Raw genomic sequence first — 16,922 nt, forward strand, 5'->3', positions numbered from 1 at the left:
TTTACTTATAATTAACACAGCTGGCGTGAACAGATATTTTCAGCTACGCCGGAAGAGATTCGCGCCAATTGTAAGGGCTGCGGCGAGAACAAAAAGAAACAGAAGGAATGGCTAAAACTATAACAGTATTTTTTGATTTCGATCATTGTTTTTGCCAGAAACTAATTCTTTAAAATCACTACGTTAAGGTTAAACAGCCTAATTTATTGTGACATTTTTGTTATTAAGCACAGCGCCGTGAAAATAGCGCGAAATCGGTAACTGGCTAATTTAGTTATTATTTGACGGAGCAACCAAAACGGCAGTCGCCAGTGCTGTCACGCAGGGTGTAAAAAAATCTGCACAATCGCTGCCGCTTCGGCTTTGTTAATTAAAAGATAATTTCTGTAGACTAAAAAGACATTATTTTGCTGCTTTTAAGTAACATCTGTGAGCCATGACGCATTATTTCAGCGTTATGACACCCCGCCGGCGGCCGTGCGCTTTCCCGGCGCGGCCGCCCGTGAAGTGCGCGTCAGGTACGCGCGGCCGGTTTCACAATGCGGTGCACATTACTTTCCAGCCAGTCTGCCAGCCCAATCACCTGCCCTTCGACTTCCCGCCCCAGCGCCGTGAGGCGATATTCCACATGCGGCGGCACCACGTCATAAGCAATGCGCTCGACAAATCCGTCCTCTTCCATATAGCGCAGCGTCTGGGCCAGCATGCGTTCGCTGACGCCGCCGATACGCCGCCGCAGCGTGCTAAAGCGCAGCGTGTTGTCGCGCAGCGCCAGCAGCACCAGCACGCTCCAGCGACTGGTAATCCGCTTTAACACCTCGCGTGACGGACAGTTAACGTTCAGCAACTCGCCACGTACAAATTTTTCACTCAGGTTTTCAGCCATTTATCGCCCATCCTTCAAACTAACAAATCTGTAAGTACTTACTAAAAGTTAGTTTATTCCGTACGCTGATGTCATACCAGCCCGAATAAAGGAGAACAGGATGATTGTCATTACCGGTGCCACCGGCCAGCTGGGCCGTTTAGTGATTGATGCCTTAGCAGAGAAAGTCCCCGCCAGCGAGCTGATCGCTGCGGTGCGTAGCCCGGAGAAGGCGCAGGATCTGCAGGCGCGCGGCATGACTCTGCGCACGGCAGATTACAGCCAGCCTGAAACACTGCGCAGCGCGTTGCGTGGTGCAGACAAAGTGCTGTTGATCTCATCCAGCGAAGTGGGCCAGCGCGTGGCGCAGCATCAGGCGGTGATTGATGCCGCCAAAGCTGAAGGCGTAAGGTTTATCGCCTATACCAGCCTGCTGCATGCAGACACCTCTCCGCTGGCGCTGGCCGACGAGCACCGCGCCACCGAAGCGCTGATCACCGCTTCCGGCATCCCTTATGCCATTCTGCGTAACGGCTGGTACACGGAAAACTATGCGGCCAGCATTGCGCCGGCACTGGCCCATCAGGCGTTTATCGGTGCCGCAGGCGAAGGCAGGATTGCCTCGGCAGCGCGTAAGGATTATGCCGCTGCGGCCGCCGAAGTCATGACCCGTGACGATCAGGCCGGGAAAATTTATGAACTGGCCGGGGATGACAGCTATACGCTGGCCGAATTCAGTGCGGAAATCGCCCGCCAGTCCGGCCAGCCGGTGGAATATGTCAATCTGACGCCTGCGGCCTTTGCGGAAGCCCTGAAGACCGCCGGCCTGCCCGAAGCCTTTGCCGGGCTGCTGGCGGACTCTGACGCCGGCGCAGCGCAGGGTGCCTTGTTTGACGACAGCCGTGGCCTCAGCCAGCTGACTGGCCGCCCGACGACGCCGTTTGCCGAAGTGATAAAAGCAGCACTGGCAAAATAATCCCCCGTCGCGCGGCCGGATTCCGCCTCGGTGCCTGTGCTTTATGCCATTAAATGATCAACGCCGCGGCCGCTTTTTGGGCCCGGCGTTAGCGCTTTTCTTATTTACAGAATATTCTGTCGCCCTATTTCTGGCAGCCGTTACCCGGCTGCTTGCATTTCCTGAAATATAGTCCGTTGTAATCACTGATAATTCACGCTTTTTCCCGATCAATCGACAAGATTTATTACGTTCATAGATATTTCGCATTGTTGTCTCGCCATCGTGGGGATCTATAATTTCTCTTTTGAGCAACCAGGCAATTTCAGGAGGCCGCTATTAATACTATCCACCAGCAACAACAAGCTTTCGGAGAACACGAAGCCCATGCTGATCTGGGGTATCAATACGATCCTCACGAATTAATCCGCGAAGGCATGGAGGATTCGGAGCCGGAGCCAGAGCTGATTGAGGGCCTGCCTGCGCCGGATGCGCTTACGCCTGCCGATCGCTATCTGGAGCTGTTCGAGCACGTCCAGATGTCGCGCATTTTTGCCGACAGCAAAACGTTCCCGGACTGCGCGCCTAAGTTCGATCCGCTGGATATTCTGATTCGTTATCGCCGCCGCAAGCGTTCAGCGGAATTCAACCTTGAACAATTCGTTCACGAGCATTTTTATTTGCCACAGGTGAACGAGAGTTTTTATGTCTCCAATCCGGATAAAACCCTGACGGAGCATATCGACGACCTGTGGCCGGTATTAACCAAAATGCCGCAGCAGCATTTACCGCATTCTTCATTGCTGCCGCTGCCGAAGCCATATGTGGTGCCTGGCGGACGATTTGGTGAGACCTATTACTGGGACTCTTACTTCAGCATGCTGGGGCTGGCGGAGGCGGGCCGCGACGATCTGCTGCGTCACATGGCGGACAATTTCGCCTGGCTGATCGACAACTACGGTCACGTGCCGAACGGCAACCGCACCTATTACCTCAGCCGCTCGCAGCCGCCGGTGTTCGCACTGATGGTGGAGCTGTTTGAAGAAGATGGCATTCGCGGTGCCAAACGCTATCTCGATCAGCTGATGAAAGAGTATCAGTTCTGGATGGATGGCGCGGGCGAACTGATGCCGCATCAGGCCTATCGCCACGTGGTGCGCATGCCGGACGGTTCACTGCTTAACCGTTACTGGGATGACCGCGATACGCCGCGCGATGAGTCGTGGATGGAAGATGTTGAGACCGCCAGCAAATCGAGCCGGCCGGCCAGCGAAGTGTATCGCGATCTGCGCGCGGGTGCCGCATCGGGCTGGGATTACTCGTCCCGCTGGCTGCGCGATCCGCAGCGCCTGGCAAGCATCCGCACCACCCAGTTTATTCCGGTGGATCTCAACGCGTTCCTGTACAAACTGGAGCTGATGATTTCGACCCTGTCGCACGCCAAAGGCGAAGAGCTGACGGCGCTGGCCTGGCAGAAAAAAGCCGAGGCGCGCAAACGTGCGATTAACCGCTATCTGTGGGACAACACCGCAGGCGTATACCGCGACTACGACTGGCGTCACCAGCGCTTCGGTGCCTTCACCGCCGCCGCCGTGGTGCCGCTGTTCCTTGGTCTCGCCTCGCCGGAGCAGGCGCACCTGCAGGCGGTAGCGCTGCGCCAGCTGCTGCTGACGCAGGGGGGGCTGGTGACCTCGATGGTGGAAAGTGGCGAGCAGTGGGATAAACCCAACGGCTGGGCACCGCTGCAGTGGATGGCCGTGATCGGCCTGAACCATTATGGCGAAGAGACACTGGCCACCGAGATTGCCGTTAACTGGCTGACCACCGTGAAAAACTTCTATTCACTGCACCACAAGCTGGTTGAGAAGTATGACATCAGCGGAGAACGGGCGCGTCCGGGCGGCGGCGGTGAATATCCGCTGCAGGACGGCTTCGGCTGGACCAACGGCGTGACGCGCCGCCTGCTGGCGATGTACGGACATCTGCTGGCAGACTGAAACGCGCGCAAAGAGCGCGGATGTCCGTCTGCGTTACGCATTCGCAATGCGGATTAATAAACCGGGGGACGTGGCCAATGGCCGCGTCCCCCGTTCTTTTTGCGCAATAAAGAGCGCTGTGGCCGCCCTACTCTCAGGATTTAGCGCTGAGGGCCGCCTGCGTGACGGATTTAGTGCGCCTGCAAAAAGGCCAGCAGATCGGCGTTCAGCTGATCCTGATGCGTAACCGCAAAGCCGTGCGGGCCGTTGTCGTACACTTTCAGCTCAGAGCCTTCAATCATCTCGTGTACCAGCTTACCGGTGGCTTCAAAGGGCACAATCTGGTCGTTGCTGCCGTGAATGACCAGCGTCGGCACGTCGACGCGGGCGATGTCGGCGCGGAAATCCGTTTCGGAAAACGCCGTGACGCAATCCAGCGTGGCTTTCAGCGACGCCAGCAGCGCGATATTCAGCGTCTGCGTCAGCACGCCGTCAGAGACGCTCTGCCCGGCATTGGTGCCATAAAACGGCGCGGCGAACTCTTTGATAAACTGCGCGCGGTCTTTCAGTAAGCCCGCTTTGATACCGTCAAACACCGACTTCTCCACTCCCTGCGGATGATCGTCTTTTTTACCAAACACCGGCGTCACCGCCCCCAGCAGCACCAGCCCTTTCACTTTGGCGGTGCCGTAGCGGCCAATGTAGCGCGAGACGTCGCCGCCGCCCATGGAGAAGCCCACCAGCGTGACGTCGCTGAGTTGCAGATGCTCAATCAGGCCATGAATATCTTCCGCAAAGGTGTCGTAATCGTATCCTTCCCACGGCTGCTCCGAGCGACCAAAGCCGCGGCGGTCGAATGCAATGACGCGGTAGCCGCGTTCGGCAAGGAAATTCAGCTGGCTGTCCCACATGTCCGCATCCAGCGGCCAGCCGTGACTGAACAGCACCGGCTGACCGCTGCCCCAGTCTTTGTAATAGAGGTTAACGCCATCTTTGGTTTTGAATGTGCTCATGTTGCTCTCCGTTCGTCAGGGATGATGTGTCTGGCAATCAAACTAACGTGCGCTGCAGAGAAAACCTAAAGCAGAAATTTTGACAACCTGTGAAAAAATTTTTGCCTGTCTTCACCGTCAAAAAACCTTGTACAAGTTGGCCGAATTTTTCCGCTATCAGCCGGGGCAACGGCGCCGTAAGGTGCATTCATCGCCTACTGACAGGAAAACTATGATGAGCCAGCACACCCCTGCACCTGCGCGCAGCAGCGCGTTTTCCCCCTTCAGCTATGGGCTGTTTGCCCTGATCTGGACCGCCTCCGTCCTGGGTAATACCGGCAGCTTTATTCGCGATGTGGCCAGTGCGTGGCTCATCACCGGCCTTTCCGACAATCCCACGGCGGTGGCGCTGATGCAGACCGCCGCAACGCTGCCGGTGTTTTTGCTGGCGCTGCCTGCCGGGGTGCTGTCAGATATCGTTGACCGTCGCCGCCTGCTGATTGTAGTACAGCTGCTGATGGCCAGCGTCAGCGGTACGCTATTGCTGCTGTCGCACAATCACTGGCTGACGGTGGAGTGGCTGATCGGCCTGACGTTTGTCGGCGGCATTGGCGCTGCACTGTTCGGGCCGGCCTGGCAGGCGATTGTGCCGGAACTGGTGCCGCGCCATGAGCTGAAAAACGCCGTGGCGCTGAACTCGCTCGGCATCAATATTGCGCGCGCCATCGGCCCGGCAACCGGCGGCATGCTGCTGGCGGCACTCGGGGCCATGGCGGCATACGGTGCCGATGTAGCCAGCTATTTTTTTGTTATCGCCGCCCTGCTTTACTGGAAGCGGCCGGTAAAAGCCAAAACCGAACTCAATGAGCACTTCCTGGGTGCCTTCCGCGCGGGTCTGCGCTATGTGAAAGCCAGCCGTGAGCTGCATCGCGTGCTGATGCGTGCAGCGCTCTATTTTGCCTTTGCCAGCGCCATCTGGGCACTGCTGCCGCTGGTGGCGCGCACCATGCTGCACGGCAGCGCCGGCTTCTATGGCCTGCTGCTGGGAGCAGTAGGTGCCGGTGCGATTGGCGGTGCACTGCTGCTGCCACGCCTGCGTCGTCATCTCAGCCACGATGGGCTGATGCTGCTGGCGGCCCTGCTGAGCGCGGGTGTGATGGGCGCGCTGGCGCTGAGCCCGCCGCAGTGGCTGGCGCTGCTGCTGATGGTGATCCTCGGCACCGGCTGGATTGTCGCGCTGACGACCCTGAACGGCGTGGCGCAGGCGGTGCTGCCGGACTGGGTGCGCGGACGCGGTCTGGCGGTCTATCTGATGGTGTTTAACGGCACGCTGGCCGGCGGCAGCCTCAGCTGGGGTGTGATTGCGCAGCAGGTCGGGCTGACCACCACGCTGCTGCTGGCGGCGGCGGGCCTGACGCTCAGCGCACTGCTGCTGAAACGTCTGGTGCTGCCTGCGGGCGAGGCCGACCTGCAACCGGCGCAGCACTGGGCCGAACCGGTGGTCAGCGATCGCGTGGATACGCGACACGGTCCGGTGCTGATTCAGATCCGCTATCGCGTACCGCAGGCCGATCGCGCCGCGTTTAAACAGGCTATTCACCCCCTGGCGCAGGCGCGTCGTCGTGATGGCGCGTACGCCTGGGGATTAATGGAACAGACAGACGATCCCGAGGCGCTGCTGGAGTGGTTCATGGTGGAGTCATGGCAGGAGCATTTACGTCAGCACCAGCGCGTGTCGCGCGCGGATGCCGCGCTGCAGCAGGCGGTGCTGCAGTTCCATCAGGATGACGCGCCGCCGCAGGTTAGTCACCATATCGCTATTTAGCCCGCCGGTTGCGGCAGTGCGGCCGGCGCCGCGCTGCCGGCCATTATGCCGGTGCGTAGATTTCCTGCAGGCCGGCCAGTGCCGGCAGCCGTTCCCGCCACCAAATTGCCGCGTTGCCACAGGCGCTCTCATTCCACGCCAGATAAGCCATATCGCGGCGGCATTCGCTGTCCAGCTGCCGCGCGACCAGCGTGCCGTCCGCCAGATGCGGCCGCGCCAGGTATAGCGGCAGATAACCGCAGCCCAGCCCGTCAAGCTGCGCCTGCAGCTTCGCCGGAAAATCATGCACGCTCAGGGTTTTCTGCTCATCCAGCACGCGCAAATCCACCCCCGCGCCGTGACGCGACGAGTCATGCACCGTCACGGCCCGGTACTGGCGGATCTGTTCGCGCAGCAGCGGCTCCGGTGCGGTGGCAAGCGGATGGTCGGGTGCCACGGCAAACACGTACTCCAGCCACCCCAGCGGCTGGCAGATAATCTCTTTGCGCGTGGCAGGTTCCTGCACCGCACCAAAGACAATATCTGCTTCGCCATAGTGCAGCGCTTCCCAGCAGCCGGCGAGCACGTCCTGACGGAACTGCAGCTGGGTGTGCGGATGCTCCTGATAAAACTGTTCGATAAGCGGCGTCAGAATGCTGAACGGCAGCGACGCATCCACGCTCAGGGTGAGCTGGCTCTCCCAGCCGCTCTCCACATAACGCGCCTGCTGCTCCAGTTCGTTAACCGCCCGCAGCAGCGCCCGCCCTTTTTCCAGCATCAGCCGCCCGGTGGGGGTAAACGTCGCCCGATGGCCGGAGCGATCCAGCAGCGTGATTTTCAGATCGCTCTCCATTTTCTGCACGGTGTAGCTCAGCGCAGAGGCCGTTTTGAACAGCCGCGCCGCCGCCGCGGCAAACGTGCCATGACGATCCAGCGCATCCAGAATCAGCAGCGCTTCCAGGTTTAAACGCATCCCCCACCCTCCGCAAAAAAAGTTGAACAACAACGCCAAAACAATCCGTTAGCAATAACGGCTCTCATTTCGTATTTTTTTCTTCAACGACGCAAGCCTTTTTAGCCGCGACAGCAGAGAGACGATGGCAGTGATGGCTCTGACTGACGCATCCCCACACCGTGGCTGACGGGCCGCCACGCTGAATCTGACGGAGAAAACACAATGACGACGGCTTCACTGATTTTTACCAATGGCAGATTTCATACGGTGGATCGCGAAAACCCGCTGGCGACGGCGGTGGCGATCAAAGATGGCCGCTTTCTCGCCGTCGGCAGCGAAGCCGAGGTGATGCGCTTTGCCGGCAGCGAAACGCAGATTATTGATGCAAGAGGTCACACCGGCATCCCGGGGCTGAATGACTCTCACCTGCACCTGATTCGCGGCGGCCTTAACTACAACCTTGAGCTGCGCTGGGAAGGCGTGCCGTCGCTGGCGGATGCGCTGCGTATGCTGCGCGAGCAGGCGCTGCGCACCCCTTCACCACAGTGGGTACGCGTGGTAGGCGGCTGGAGCGAATTCCAGTTTGCGGAGCGCCGTATGCCGACGCTGGATGAGATCAACGCGGCGGCACCGGACACGCCGGTGTTTATTCTGCATCTGTACGATCGTGCGCTACTGAACCGCGCCGCACTGCGCGTAGTGGGATACACCAAAGAGACTCCCAACCCGCCGGGCGGCGAAATTCAGCGCGACAGCAACGGCAATCCAACCGGCATGCTGATTGCCCGTCCTAACGCCATGCTGCTGTACGCAACGCTGGCGAAAGGGCCGAAGCTGCCGCTGGAGCAGCAGGTCAACTCCACCCGCCAGTTTATGCGTGAGCTGAACCGCCTTGGCCTGACCAGCGCCATTGATGCCGGCGGCGGCTTCCAGAATTATCCGGATGACTATGAAGTGATTGCCGAGCTGCACGCGAAAAAGCAGCTGACGGTGCGTATCGCCTATAACCTCTTCACCCAGCGTCCCGGTCATGAACTGGAGGATTTTGCGAAGTGGACCGATATGCTCAAACCGGGTCAGGGCACCGACTTTCTGCGCCACAACGGCGCCGGTGAGATGCTGGTGTTCTCCGCCGCCGATTTCGAAGATTTCCTGGAGCCCCGGCCGGATCTGGCACCCGGCATGGAGGATGAGCTGGAGCGCGTGGTGCGCCATCTGGTCGAGCACCGCTGGCCCTTCCGCCTGCACGCCACCTATAACGAATCGATCAGCCGCATGCTGGACGTGTTTGAAAAGGTGAACCGCGATATTCCTTTCAATGGCCTGCACTGGTTCTTTGACCACGCCGAAACCATCACCGAAGCCAACATTGAGCGGGTGAAAGCGCTCGGCGGCGGTCTGGCCGTGCAGCATCGCATGGCGTTTCAGGGCGAATATTTTGTCGACCGCTACGGTAAAGAGGCAGCCCGACAGACGCCGCCGGTGGCGCGTATGCTCGATGCCGGTGTACCAGTAGGTCTGGGCACGGATGCCACCCGCGTTGCCAGCTATAATCCGTGGACCGCGCTGTACTGGCTGGTTTCCGGCCGCACGGTGGGGGGCATGCAGCTGTATGACGATAACGCCCGTCTCGACCGCGAAACCGCGCTGATGCTGTGGACCAAAGGCAGCGCCTGGTTCTCTAACGAGCAGAGCGCCAAAGGCGAGATCAAAGTGGGACAGCTGGCCGATCTGGTGCTGCTGTCGAAAGATTTCTTCAGCGTACCGGAGGAGGAGATCAAGGGTATTGAATCCGTGCTGACGCTGGTGGATGGCACGATTGTCTATGCGGCAGGCAGCTTTACGCCGCTGGCGCCGCCGCCGGTACCGGTGCTGCCAGAGTGGTCGCCGGTGACAACCGTGCCGGGTCACTATCGCAGCGCCCCGCCGCAGGCCAGCGGACGCGCCGCCATGATGCCGAAGGTGCACCAGTGCAGCGGCCCGTGCGGCGTGCACAGCCATGCGCACGATGTGGCACGTCAGTCGGCGGTGCCGGTGTCAGATAATCACGCCTTCTGGGGCGCGCTGGGCTGCTCCTGCTTCGCATTTTAACCGCACGCCGGGTAGCGCATGGCGCTACCCGGCCAGCCGGAATCCCTGCTTGCCGTTCTTCTTGATCTGATACATCGCTTCATCCGCCCGCTTCAGGGCATCGTTAAAGCTGTCGCGGGGCTGCACCGGCGCGATGCCAATGGAGGCGCCAATCTGCGCATGACCATTATCCAGATTAAACGGGGTCAGCGCGGCGTCCAGCACCGCCTGCGCCAGAATGCGCACCTTCGGGTAGTCGATCAGAAACGGCAGCAGCAGGACAAACTCATCGCCGCCCAGCCGGCCCACTACCACGCTGGCGGGCACGACTTCCGTGATGCGCTGGCTGAGCTGAATCAGCACTTCATCACCGCTGCGGTGGCCGAGGGTATCATTGACGTGCTTGAAATTGTCGAGATCGATAAACGCCATGCAGAGCGGCCCCTGCGCCAGCAGCTGGCTGAAGTGGCTTTGCAGCGCGTGACGGTTTGCCAGCCCGGTCAGCGGATCGTGAAGCGCCAGCATGGCGAGCTGCGCTTCGTAGTTCTTCTCTTTGGTCATGTCGATATGGGTGCCGGTGACTTTCAGCGGATTGCCCTGCGCATCCCATTCGGTTACGCGCCCGCGATCCAGCACCCAGGTGATGCGACCATTTTTTCCCAGCATGCGGTGCAGTGCTTCGTAATAGGGCGCACGCCCTTCGATATGATCGTAAAACGCTCTCAGCACGTCATCGGCATCCTCCGGATGCAGGTGCGCGCGCCACTCTTCAAACCGGGCTTCGCTCTCGTTCGGCTGAAAACCCAGCATCGCGCCCCAGCGGCGGTTAAAAATTACCAGCTTGCCGCTGGGAATATCCAGTTGCCACAGGCACAGCCCGGTGCCATCCAGCGCCGCGCTGAGCTTGTTACGCGCGTCATACGCGATACGCTTCAGGCGCGCATTATGCTTTTTCAGGTTCTGAATCTGCTGACGCAGCGCTTCTTCGGACATATCGACAGAGGAATGAGAAATAAGGGTTATTTTGCCTGTCGATAATTTTCTGTAAACCAGACAAATGAAAAGCCGATTTACCACGGAAAAAGGCCGGCGCGCCAGCAGTAACGGCGAAGCAAAGCGGCAAACGCAGCGCACTTCGCTTGCCGGCCCGGCGCACGCGGCCAGGGTCACGTACGGCAATGTGCGGGCGCGACCGCGTTGCCGTCTCTCTGTCGTACAGATTTTCACCAAATTTTAAGAACTTTCTTAACCCGCGCTTAATGATGGCCGGGATACGTGTCGCTGTGAAACTGCACTTCATGTTCCCGGTTAAGAGACAACGCGTGGCTAACCCTATCCTGAGCCTGATTTTTCTGCTGAGCCTGTGCACCCGCGCACTTGCCGGCTCGCTTACGTTTGAGCCGCGCTATGGCCTGGTGGCACCAGAGGTGACCCTGCCGGAAAGCAGCCAGCAGTGGCTTAAAAAGCACCGCACCTTACGGGTGGGCGTGTGGCAAAACGCGCTGCCACCCTATTCGGTCTCGTTTGAGAAAAATGTCTATGAAGGGCTGTCAGCGGATTATCTGGCGATTGTCGCGAAGGCACTGAAACTGCCGGTGAAAATGAAGCAGTATCCGAGCCGACTGGCGCTGGCGGAGGCGCTGCGCAAAGGCGAAGTCGACCTGATCCCTTACTACACGCTGGCCGCCAATCAGGATACGCACCTGCTGCTGAGCCTGCCCTACTCGCTGGCGCAGAGCGTGCTGATCAGTAAACGCAATGCCTTCAGCGAAAATGCGCTGAATCAGGGGCGCTTTCGCCTGCTCTATTACGGTGATGAGGTCTTACGCGCCCTGCTGCAGCGGCGCTATCCGCACGCCACGCTGGCCCCGGCCGCGCCGCCGCTGTGGGCCTACACCGATACCGCCTTCAGCGACAACACCCTGTTCTGGAGTAATTCTGCCACCCAGCGCTTTTTGTCGCAGCGCGGTTTACACAACGTGATTGAGGGGCATAAAACGCCCTATACCAACGATGTGGATGCCCGTTTCGCCACGCGCGAAGCCAACCGGCCGCTGATCGAGGCGATTGATGAAATACTGAAAAATATTCCGCTGCGCAACGCGGTGCAGATTGCCGAAGCCTGGAGCCTGGATTATCAGTCGGTGGTTAAGAACCATCCGCTGGATTTCAGCGACGAGGAGGCCCGCTGGCTGGAAGCGCACCGCGACATTACGGTGAAATACGACCCGACGCATCAGCCGTTTACCTTTACCGACGACCGCCAGCGCGTGACCGGGCTGAGCGTGGATCTGCTGAAGCTGATCGCGCAGCGCACCGGCATCCGTTTCCACTATCAGGCGCAGCACGGGCTGCCCCGGCTGAAAGCGCAGCTGAGGCAGCAGCGGGACGCGCTGATTGCGGTCAGTGATGCAGCGGCTCCTGACGACACACTCCGCTACAGCCGCAATTTCCTTTACTCGCCGTGGGTGGTTATTACCCGTAAAGAGAGTGCGTGGCGCAGCTTTGACGAGATGGCAGGCAAACGCCTCGCTATCTATGAAGGTGCGTATTACCGCGACAGCCTGCGTCAGCGCTGGCCGCAGATGACGTTTCAGGAGAACCGGGTCGCGGCCGATTCGGTTGCGCAGCTGCAGGAGAAGCAAATCGACGGTTTTATCGTGCCGTATGAGTCCTCCCTGTTTTTGCTGAATAACCATTTGGGTGACAGCTTCAAAGTGGCGTTTGTCGCGCCGCTGCCGATGTTCCGCATGGCCATGGCGGTTAATGCGCAGGATCGGCCACTGCTGTCGATCCTGAATAAAGCGCTGTCCGATATTCCGCAGCCCACCCTGCAGTCGCTGAGGGATCGCTGGATTAAATACACGCCGCCGGCCACCACCACCGCCTGGCAGAGCTATCACCGCTATCTGCTGCGCATTGTGGCGGTGGCCGGACTCGGGCTGCTGTTTTTCCTGTGGCGTAACCATCTGCTGAAAGCGTCGCTGATTAAGCAGCGTCAGCATGAGCAGGAGATCAGCCAGCAGCTGCGGCATATCGAATCGCTGATGGCTGATCTGCGCAAAGCCAATGAGGTGGCGGTGCGCGCCAGCGAGGCAAAAAGCACGTTTCTGTCGCACATGAGTCACGAGATCCGCACGCCGCTGGCGGCGCTGATCGGGCTGCTGGAGATTGAGCACCTCGGTCAGAGCACGCCGGAACAGCGGCAGAAAAACATTGATGTGGCCTGGGCTTCGTCGCGCTCGCTGCTGTCGCTGGTGGGGGACATTCTGGATCTGGCCAAAATCGAGTCCGGCCATTTCAGCGTGCGCTTAGCGCCCATGTCGCTGAGCGAAGTGGTGCGGGACTGCGAAGCGCTGTTCCGTCAGGTGGCAGAAAACAAAGGGCTGGCGCTGCATACCCGGCTGGAACTGCAGCAGGATCAGGTCTGTTTTGATGCGGTGGCCCTGAAGCAGATCCTCTCTAACCTGGTGAGCAATGCCCTTAAATTCACCCACGCCGGTGAAGTGGAGATTGCGCTGTATCAGGCGGACGACGAGCCGGTGTATGTGCTGGAAGTCAGCGACAGCGGCAGCGGTCTGACGCCGGAGCAGCAGCAGGCAATTTTTGAACCCTTTATTCAGGTGGATCAGGGCAGCAATCGCGTCAGCGGCACCGGCCTTGGCCTGAATATCTGTCGCCGGCTGGCGGTGATGCTCGGCAGCGAACTGCAGGTGGAGAGCGCCCCTGGTGAAGGCAGCGTATTCATGCTGCGCTTTCGCGCGGAGCCGGCGCTGCTGCTGCAGGAGTCGCCCTGCGCAGCGCCGACGCCGGAAAACGTGGCGCTGCGCATTCTGATTGTTGATGACAACGCCACCAATCGCCTGCTGCTGACGCAGCAGCTGCAGTATGCCGGTCATCATGTGCTGGTGGCCGACAGCGGCGAAGCGGCGCTGGCGCTGTGGCGGGAAAACCAGCCTGACCGCATTATCACCGACTGCAACATGCCGGTGATGGACGGCTTTGAATTCACCCGCCGCCTGCGGGCCGAAGAGAAGAGGCTGGTGCGCCGTGCGGTGCCGGTGTATGGCCTGACAGCGATGGCGGAAGAGCGCATCGCCCTGCAGGCACAGGAAGCGGGCATGAATGGCTGCCTGTTTAAACCGCTGGAGCGCAGCCACCTGCTGCAGGTCATCACCGGCGCCCCGGTCAGCCCGGCACGCAATGAGGCGCTGTTAACGCTGGACAATCTCGCCGCCAATAACCCGCAGGCGTGGCGCGATTTAATCGTCACCGCCGGTCAGCAAAACGCCTGGGATCTGGCAAAGCTGACCCGGGCTGTGGCGCAGCAGGATTTTGCCGCTGCCCGCCATGCCGCGCATCAGCTGCTGGGCAGCGCCCGCTTACTGCGGGCCGACGCCTTACAACAGGCCTGCCACGCCGCTGAGCAGGCGGCCGCACAGCAGCAGATCGTGCAGCTGCGGCAGTGCCTGCCTGAGGTCACAACCGCCGTGACACAGCTGGAAGCGCTGTTTCACCATGCGCTCAACACGCATCAAACTGAAGAGGAAATATCATGAAGGACTGCACTGTCTGGCAGATTGCCGTGCTGGATGATCACCCGCTGATTGGCAAAGCCATACAGTATCTTTTAGCGCAGGAGCCGCAGCTGGTGCTGGCTGGCGCCTTTGCCCAGCGTCAGCCGCTGATGACCTTTCTGCAGCAGCAGCCGGTCGATGTGCTGGTGCTGGATTATATGCTGGGAGAAGACCAGCTGGATGGTCTGCAGATGGTCAGGCAGTTGCGCCTGCGCTATCCGCAGCTGCGCATTCTGGTCTCTTCGGCGGTGGAGAAACCGGCCATCGTTCAACTGCTGCTGAAAGAGGGCGTGCAGGGCTTTGTGGGCAAAAGCCAGCCGCAGGAAGTGCTGGTCGCGGCGCTTCATCAGATCTGTCGCGGCAAGCGTTTTCTGACCGCGGACATGCTGCTGGCGCTGGAAAAATTCAACGAGAGCGATCGGGAGATGCACGATTACCTGACGCCGCGCCAGAACGGTGACGATATCACGCCCCTGCTGCGTGAATTGAGCCCGCGTGAAATTGAGGTGATCCGCTGTTATCTCGATGGCCTGAGCATCACACAGATTGCCTGTAAATATGCGCGCAGCCGTAAAACCATCAGCGGCCAGAAACAGGCGGCTTTGCGCAAGCTGGGACTGCGATCCGATCTGGAACTGTTCAACTACAAGCAGCATTTCAGCGAACTGGTGATCACGCACTGACGATGGCGCGGCGCAGAAACGCTGTTCTGTGATCGGGATCATCACGGGAAGACGGTGTCCGACTGCCATCATGAATTCTAGTATGGTAGTTTGGCAGTTACCCGATACGCAGCTTAACGGCGGAGAACACGATGCAGCTGACAATGCGCTGGTTTGGTCCGAAAGAAGACAAGATTTCACTGGAATATATCCGGCAGGTGCCGGGCGTGCGCGGCGTGGTGGGCGCCCTGTACGATGTGCCGCCTGGCGAGATCTGGCCGCCGGAGAAGATCCGCGCGCTGGTGGATCAGGTGCAGGCGGCCGGGCTGACGGTGGAAGTGATTGAAAGCGTCAACATCCATGATGACATCAAGATCGGCCTGCCGAGCCGCGATCGCTACATCCACAATTATCAGCAGACGATCCGCAATCTGGCCGCCGCTGGCGTTAAAGTGATCTGCTACAACTTCATGCCGGTTTTTGACTGGATGAAGACCGATATGCACTACGTGCTGCCGGACGGCTCTGTCACTATGGCCTTTGAAAAGAAAGGCATTGATAAAAGCCTTGATGAGGTGGTGCAGGAGGTGCTGGGCAGCGCCAACGGCTTTGCCCTGCCCGGCTGGGAACCAGAACGTCTGGCGCAGGTTCAGACGCTGTTTGCCCGCTATAAAGAGGTGGATGAAGCGAAGCTACGCGCCAATCTGGCCTATTTCCTTAAGGCAGTGATCCCGGTGTGCGAGGAGGTCGGCGTGAAGATGGCCATCCACCCGGACGATCCGCCGTATTCGATCTTTGGCCTGCCGCGCATCGTAAAGAATCGCGACGATCTGGACTGGATCTGTCGTGCGGTTGACTCGGAGGCCAACGGTATTACGCTGTGCACCGGTTCAATCGCAGAAGATCCGCAAAACGATGTGTATGCCATTCTGGCCGAATTTGCGGCGCGCGGACGCATTCCGTTTGCGCATGTACGCAACATCAAAATCATTCAGGACAAAGATTTCTACGAGTGCGCGCACCCCACGGAATACGGATCGCTGGATATGTATAAGGTGCTGCAGTCGCTGTATGACAATGGCTTTACCGGGTATATCCGTTCCGATCACGGCCGCTTTATCTGGGGTGAAACCGGCCGGCCAGGCTACGGCTTGTATGACCGCGCGCTGGGCACCACCTATCTGCTGGGGCTGTGGGAAGCCTTAACTAAACGCTAACCCGGGGCCGGAGACACTGGCCTGCGCCCTTGCCGGCGGGTGGCGCGGTGCAGCCCGCCAGCGCAGCGGACGGCAGAAGGAAAGCCGCCGCTTTTACGTGCCCAGCGATACCCGTCGGGTGCTATAAACGCTGTATCGCTGTGACCTGAACCAGCATACGTCCTGCCGAGCGCTGCAGCGTTCCGTGCACCGCCACCAGATCGTCCGGCTTCACTTCCTGCCCTTTCCACAGCGCATCCGCAATATGTAACATTACCGTGCCCTGTTCATCGCGCAGCAGGTAGTGCTGTTTGCCGCTTTGCTTAATAATATTTCCTTTCATGGAAACCGATGTGTTATCGGGTATTTTTGCCAGCGTGCCACTCATAATTTGCTGCTGACCATCCGTGATTGCGCGATAGCCACTTTTCTGGTCTTGCGGTGCGGGCGGCGTGCCATGCGGATTAAATCCGCCTTTATCCTGAGCGCTGACGAAAAACGCAGCAAAGAAAAGTCCATATAAAAAGTTACGCTGCGACATTAATCACCTCTCATAAAAAAATAAAATTAAATTTCTGTATTAAGAATAATACCTGATAAAAATTGTACAAACGCATAGAGTGAGAATGAATCACGTTTATCACCCTTAAAAATAAACGTTAAAAATCATACAACTAAAAAGCAAAAATGCTATAAGCGAAACCGTAAAATAGTTGTACAGTATTTTTTAGCTTGTATAAAAATTAATTGTAAAAACCAGTCGTTAATATTTTTTTGAAAACCAAAACCGATTAATAAAACGCAGCTTAGGAATAATCCTGAATAGCCAGCTTGTTAATTATCAAATTACCGCTAGCCTTAACATGCACT

The 16,922-nt window shown here is 58.7% G+C and carries 12 protein-coding genes; 7 read left to right on the forward strand and 5 right to left on the reverse strand.

What is annotated here, in order from left to right; translation table 11 throughout:
• Nucleotides 1-514: 514 nt before the first annotated feature.
• On the reverse strand, nucleotides 515-886 hold the full coding sequence (locus tag D8B20_RS14300) for a winged helix-turn-helix transcriptional regulator (protein ID WP_145889483.1): 372 nt from the start codon (nucleotides 884-886) through the stop codon (nucleotides 515-517).
• A 100-nt stretch (nucleotides 887-986) separates the two neighbouring features.
• Between D8B20_RS14300 and D8B20_RS14305 the strand changes: the two genes are divergently transcribed.
• Complete coding sequence (locus tag D8B20_RS14305) at nucleotides 987-1,841, forward strand: SDR family oxidoreductase (RefSeq protein WP_145889484.1); 855 nt, start codon at nucleotides 987-989, stop codon at nucleotides 1,839-1,841.
• A gap of 317 nt (nucleotides 1,842-2,158) precedes the next feature.
• Nucleotides 2,159-3,817, forward strand: a complete 1,659-nt coding sequence (treF, locus tag D8B20_RS14310) for an alpha,alpha-trehalase TreF (protein WP_145889485.1) — start codon at nucleotides 2,159-2,161, stop codon at nucleotides 3,815-3,817.
• Between the two features lie 170 nt (nucleotides 3,818-3,987).
• Here treF and D8B20_RS14315 read toward each other — a convergent pair whose 3' ends face one another.
• A complete protein-coding gene (locus tag D8B20_RS14315; RefSeq protein ID WP_145889486.1) occupies nucleotides 3,988-4,809 on the reverse strand; it encodes an alpha/beta fold hydrolase in 822 nt (273 codons plus the stop codon).
• A 214-nt stretch (nucleotides 4,810-5,023) separates the two neighbouring features.
• On the opposite strand from D8B20_RS14315, the gene D8B20_RS14320 reads away from it, so the two are divergent.
• Nucleotides 5,024-6,613, forward strand: coding sequence for an MFS transporter (locus D8B20_RS14320; RefSeq protein WP_145890596.1), 1,590 nt, complete (start codon nucleotides 5,024-5,026; stop codon nucleotides 6,611-6,613).
• Nucleotides 6,614-6,656: 43 nt separating this feature from the next.
• Here D8B20_RS14320 and D8B20_RS14325 read toward each other — a convergent pair whose 3' ends face one another.
• Nucleotides 6,657-7,565, reverse strand: a complete 909-nt coding sequence (locus D8B20_RS14325; RefSeq protein WP_145889487.1) for a LysR family transcriptional regulator — start codon at nucleotides 7,563-7,565, stop codon at nucleotides 6,657-6,659.
• Nucleotides 7,566-7,769: 204 nt separating this feature from the next.
• On the opposite strand from D8B20_RS14325, the gene D8B20_RS14330 reads away from it, so the two are divergent.
• Nucleotides 7,770-9,638 (forward strand): amidohydrolase, encoded by a 1,869-nt coding sequence (locus D8B20_RS14330; RefSeq protein WP_145889488.1) that lies wholly within the window; start codon nucleotides 7,770-7,772, stop codon nucleotides 9,636-9,638.
• Between the two features lie 24 nt (nucleotides 9,639-9,662).
• On the opposite strand, the gene D8B20_RS14335 is transcribed toward D8B20_RS14330, so the two are convergent.
• Nucleotides 9,663-10,610 carry a sensor domain-containing diguanylate cyclase gene (locus D8B20_RS14335; RefSeq protein ID WP_145889489.1) on the reverse strand — a complete coding sequence of 316 codons (948 nt, stop codon included), beginning with the start codon at nucleotides 10,608-10,610 and terminating at the stop codon, nucleotides 9,663-9,665.
• Between the two features lie 329 nt (nucleotides 10,611-10,939).
• On the opposite strand from D8B20_RS14335, the gene D8B20_RS14340 reads away from it, so the two are divergent.
• From D8B20_RS14340 to uxuA, 3 genes are all read left to right on the forward strand, one after another.
• Nucleotides 10,940-14,176: a response regulator gene (locus tag D8B20_RS14340; protein WP_145889490.1), complete on the forward strand. Its 3,237-nt coding sequence runs from the start codon at nucleotides 10,940-10,942 to the stop codon at nucleotides 14,174-14,176.
• Nucleotides 14,173-14,877, forward strand: a complete 705-nt coding sequence (locus D8B20_RS14345; RefSeq protein WP_145889491.1) for a response regulator — start codon at nucleotides 14,173-14,175, stop codon at nucleotides 14,875-14,877. The genes D8B20_RS14340 and D8B20_RS14345 overlap by 4 nt, the downstream gene beginning before the upstream one ends.
• 131 nt (nucleotides 14,878-15,008) lie before the next feature.
• The gene (gene uxuA / locus D8B20_RS14350) at nucleotides 15,009-16,073 is read left to right on the forward strand and encodes a mannonate dehydratase (protein WP_145889492.1); all 1,065 of its coding nucleotides are present in this window, start codon (nucleotides 15,009-15,011) and stop codon (nucleotides 16,071-16,073) included.
• 121 nt (nucleotides 16,074-16,194) lie between these two features.
• On the opposite strand, the gene D8B20_RS14355 is transcribed toward uxuA, so the two are convergent.
• Complete coding sequence (locus D8B20_RS14355) at nucleotides 16,195-16,593, reverse strand: NirD/YgiW/YdeI family stress tolerance protein (RefSeq protein ID WP_145889493.1); 399 nt, start codon at nucleotides 16,591-16,593, stop codon at nucleotides 16,195-16,197.
• Between the last annotated feature and the right edge of the window lie 329 nt (nucleotides 16,594-16,922).

The organism is Candidatus Pantoea soli (assembly GCF_007833795.1).
Lineage (GTDB): Bacteria > Pseudomonadota > Gammaproteobacteria > Enterobacterales > Enterobacteriaceae > Pantoea > Pantoea soli.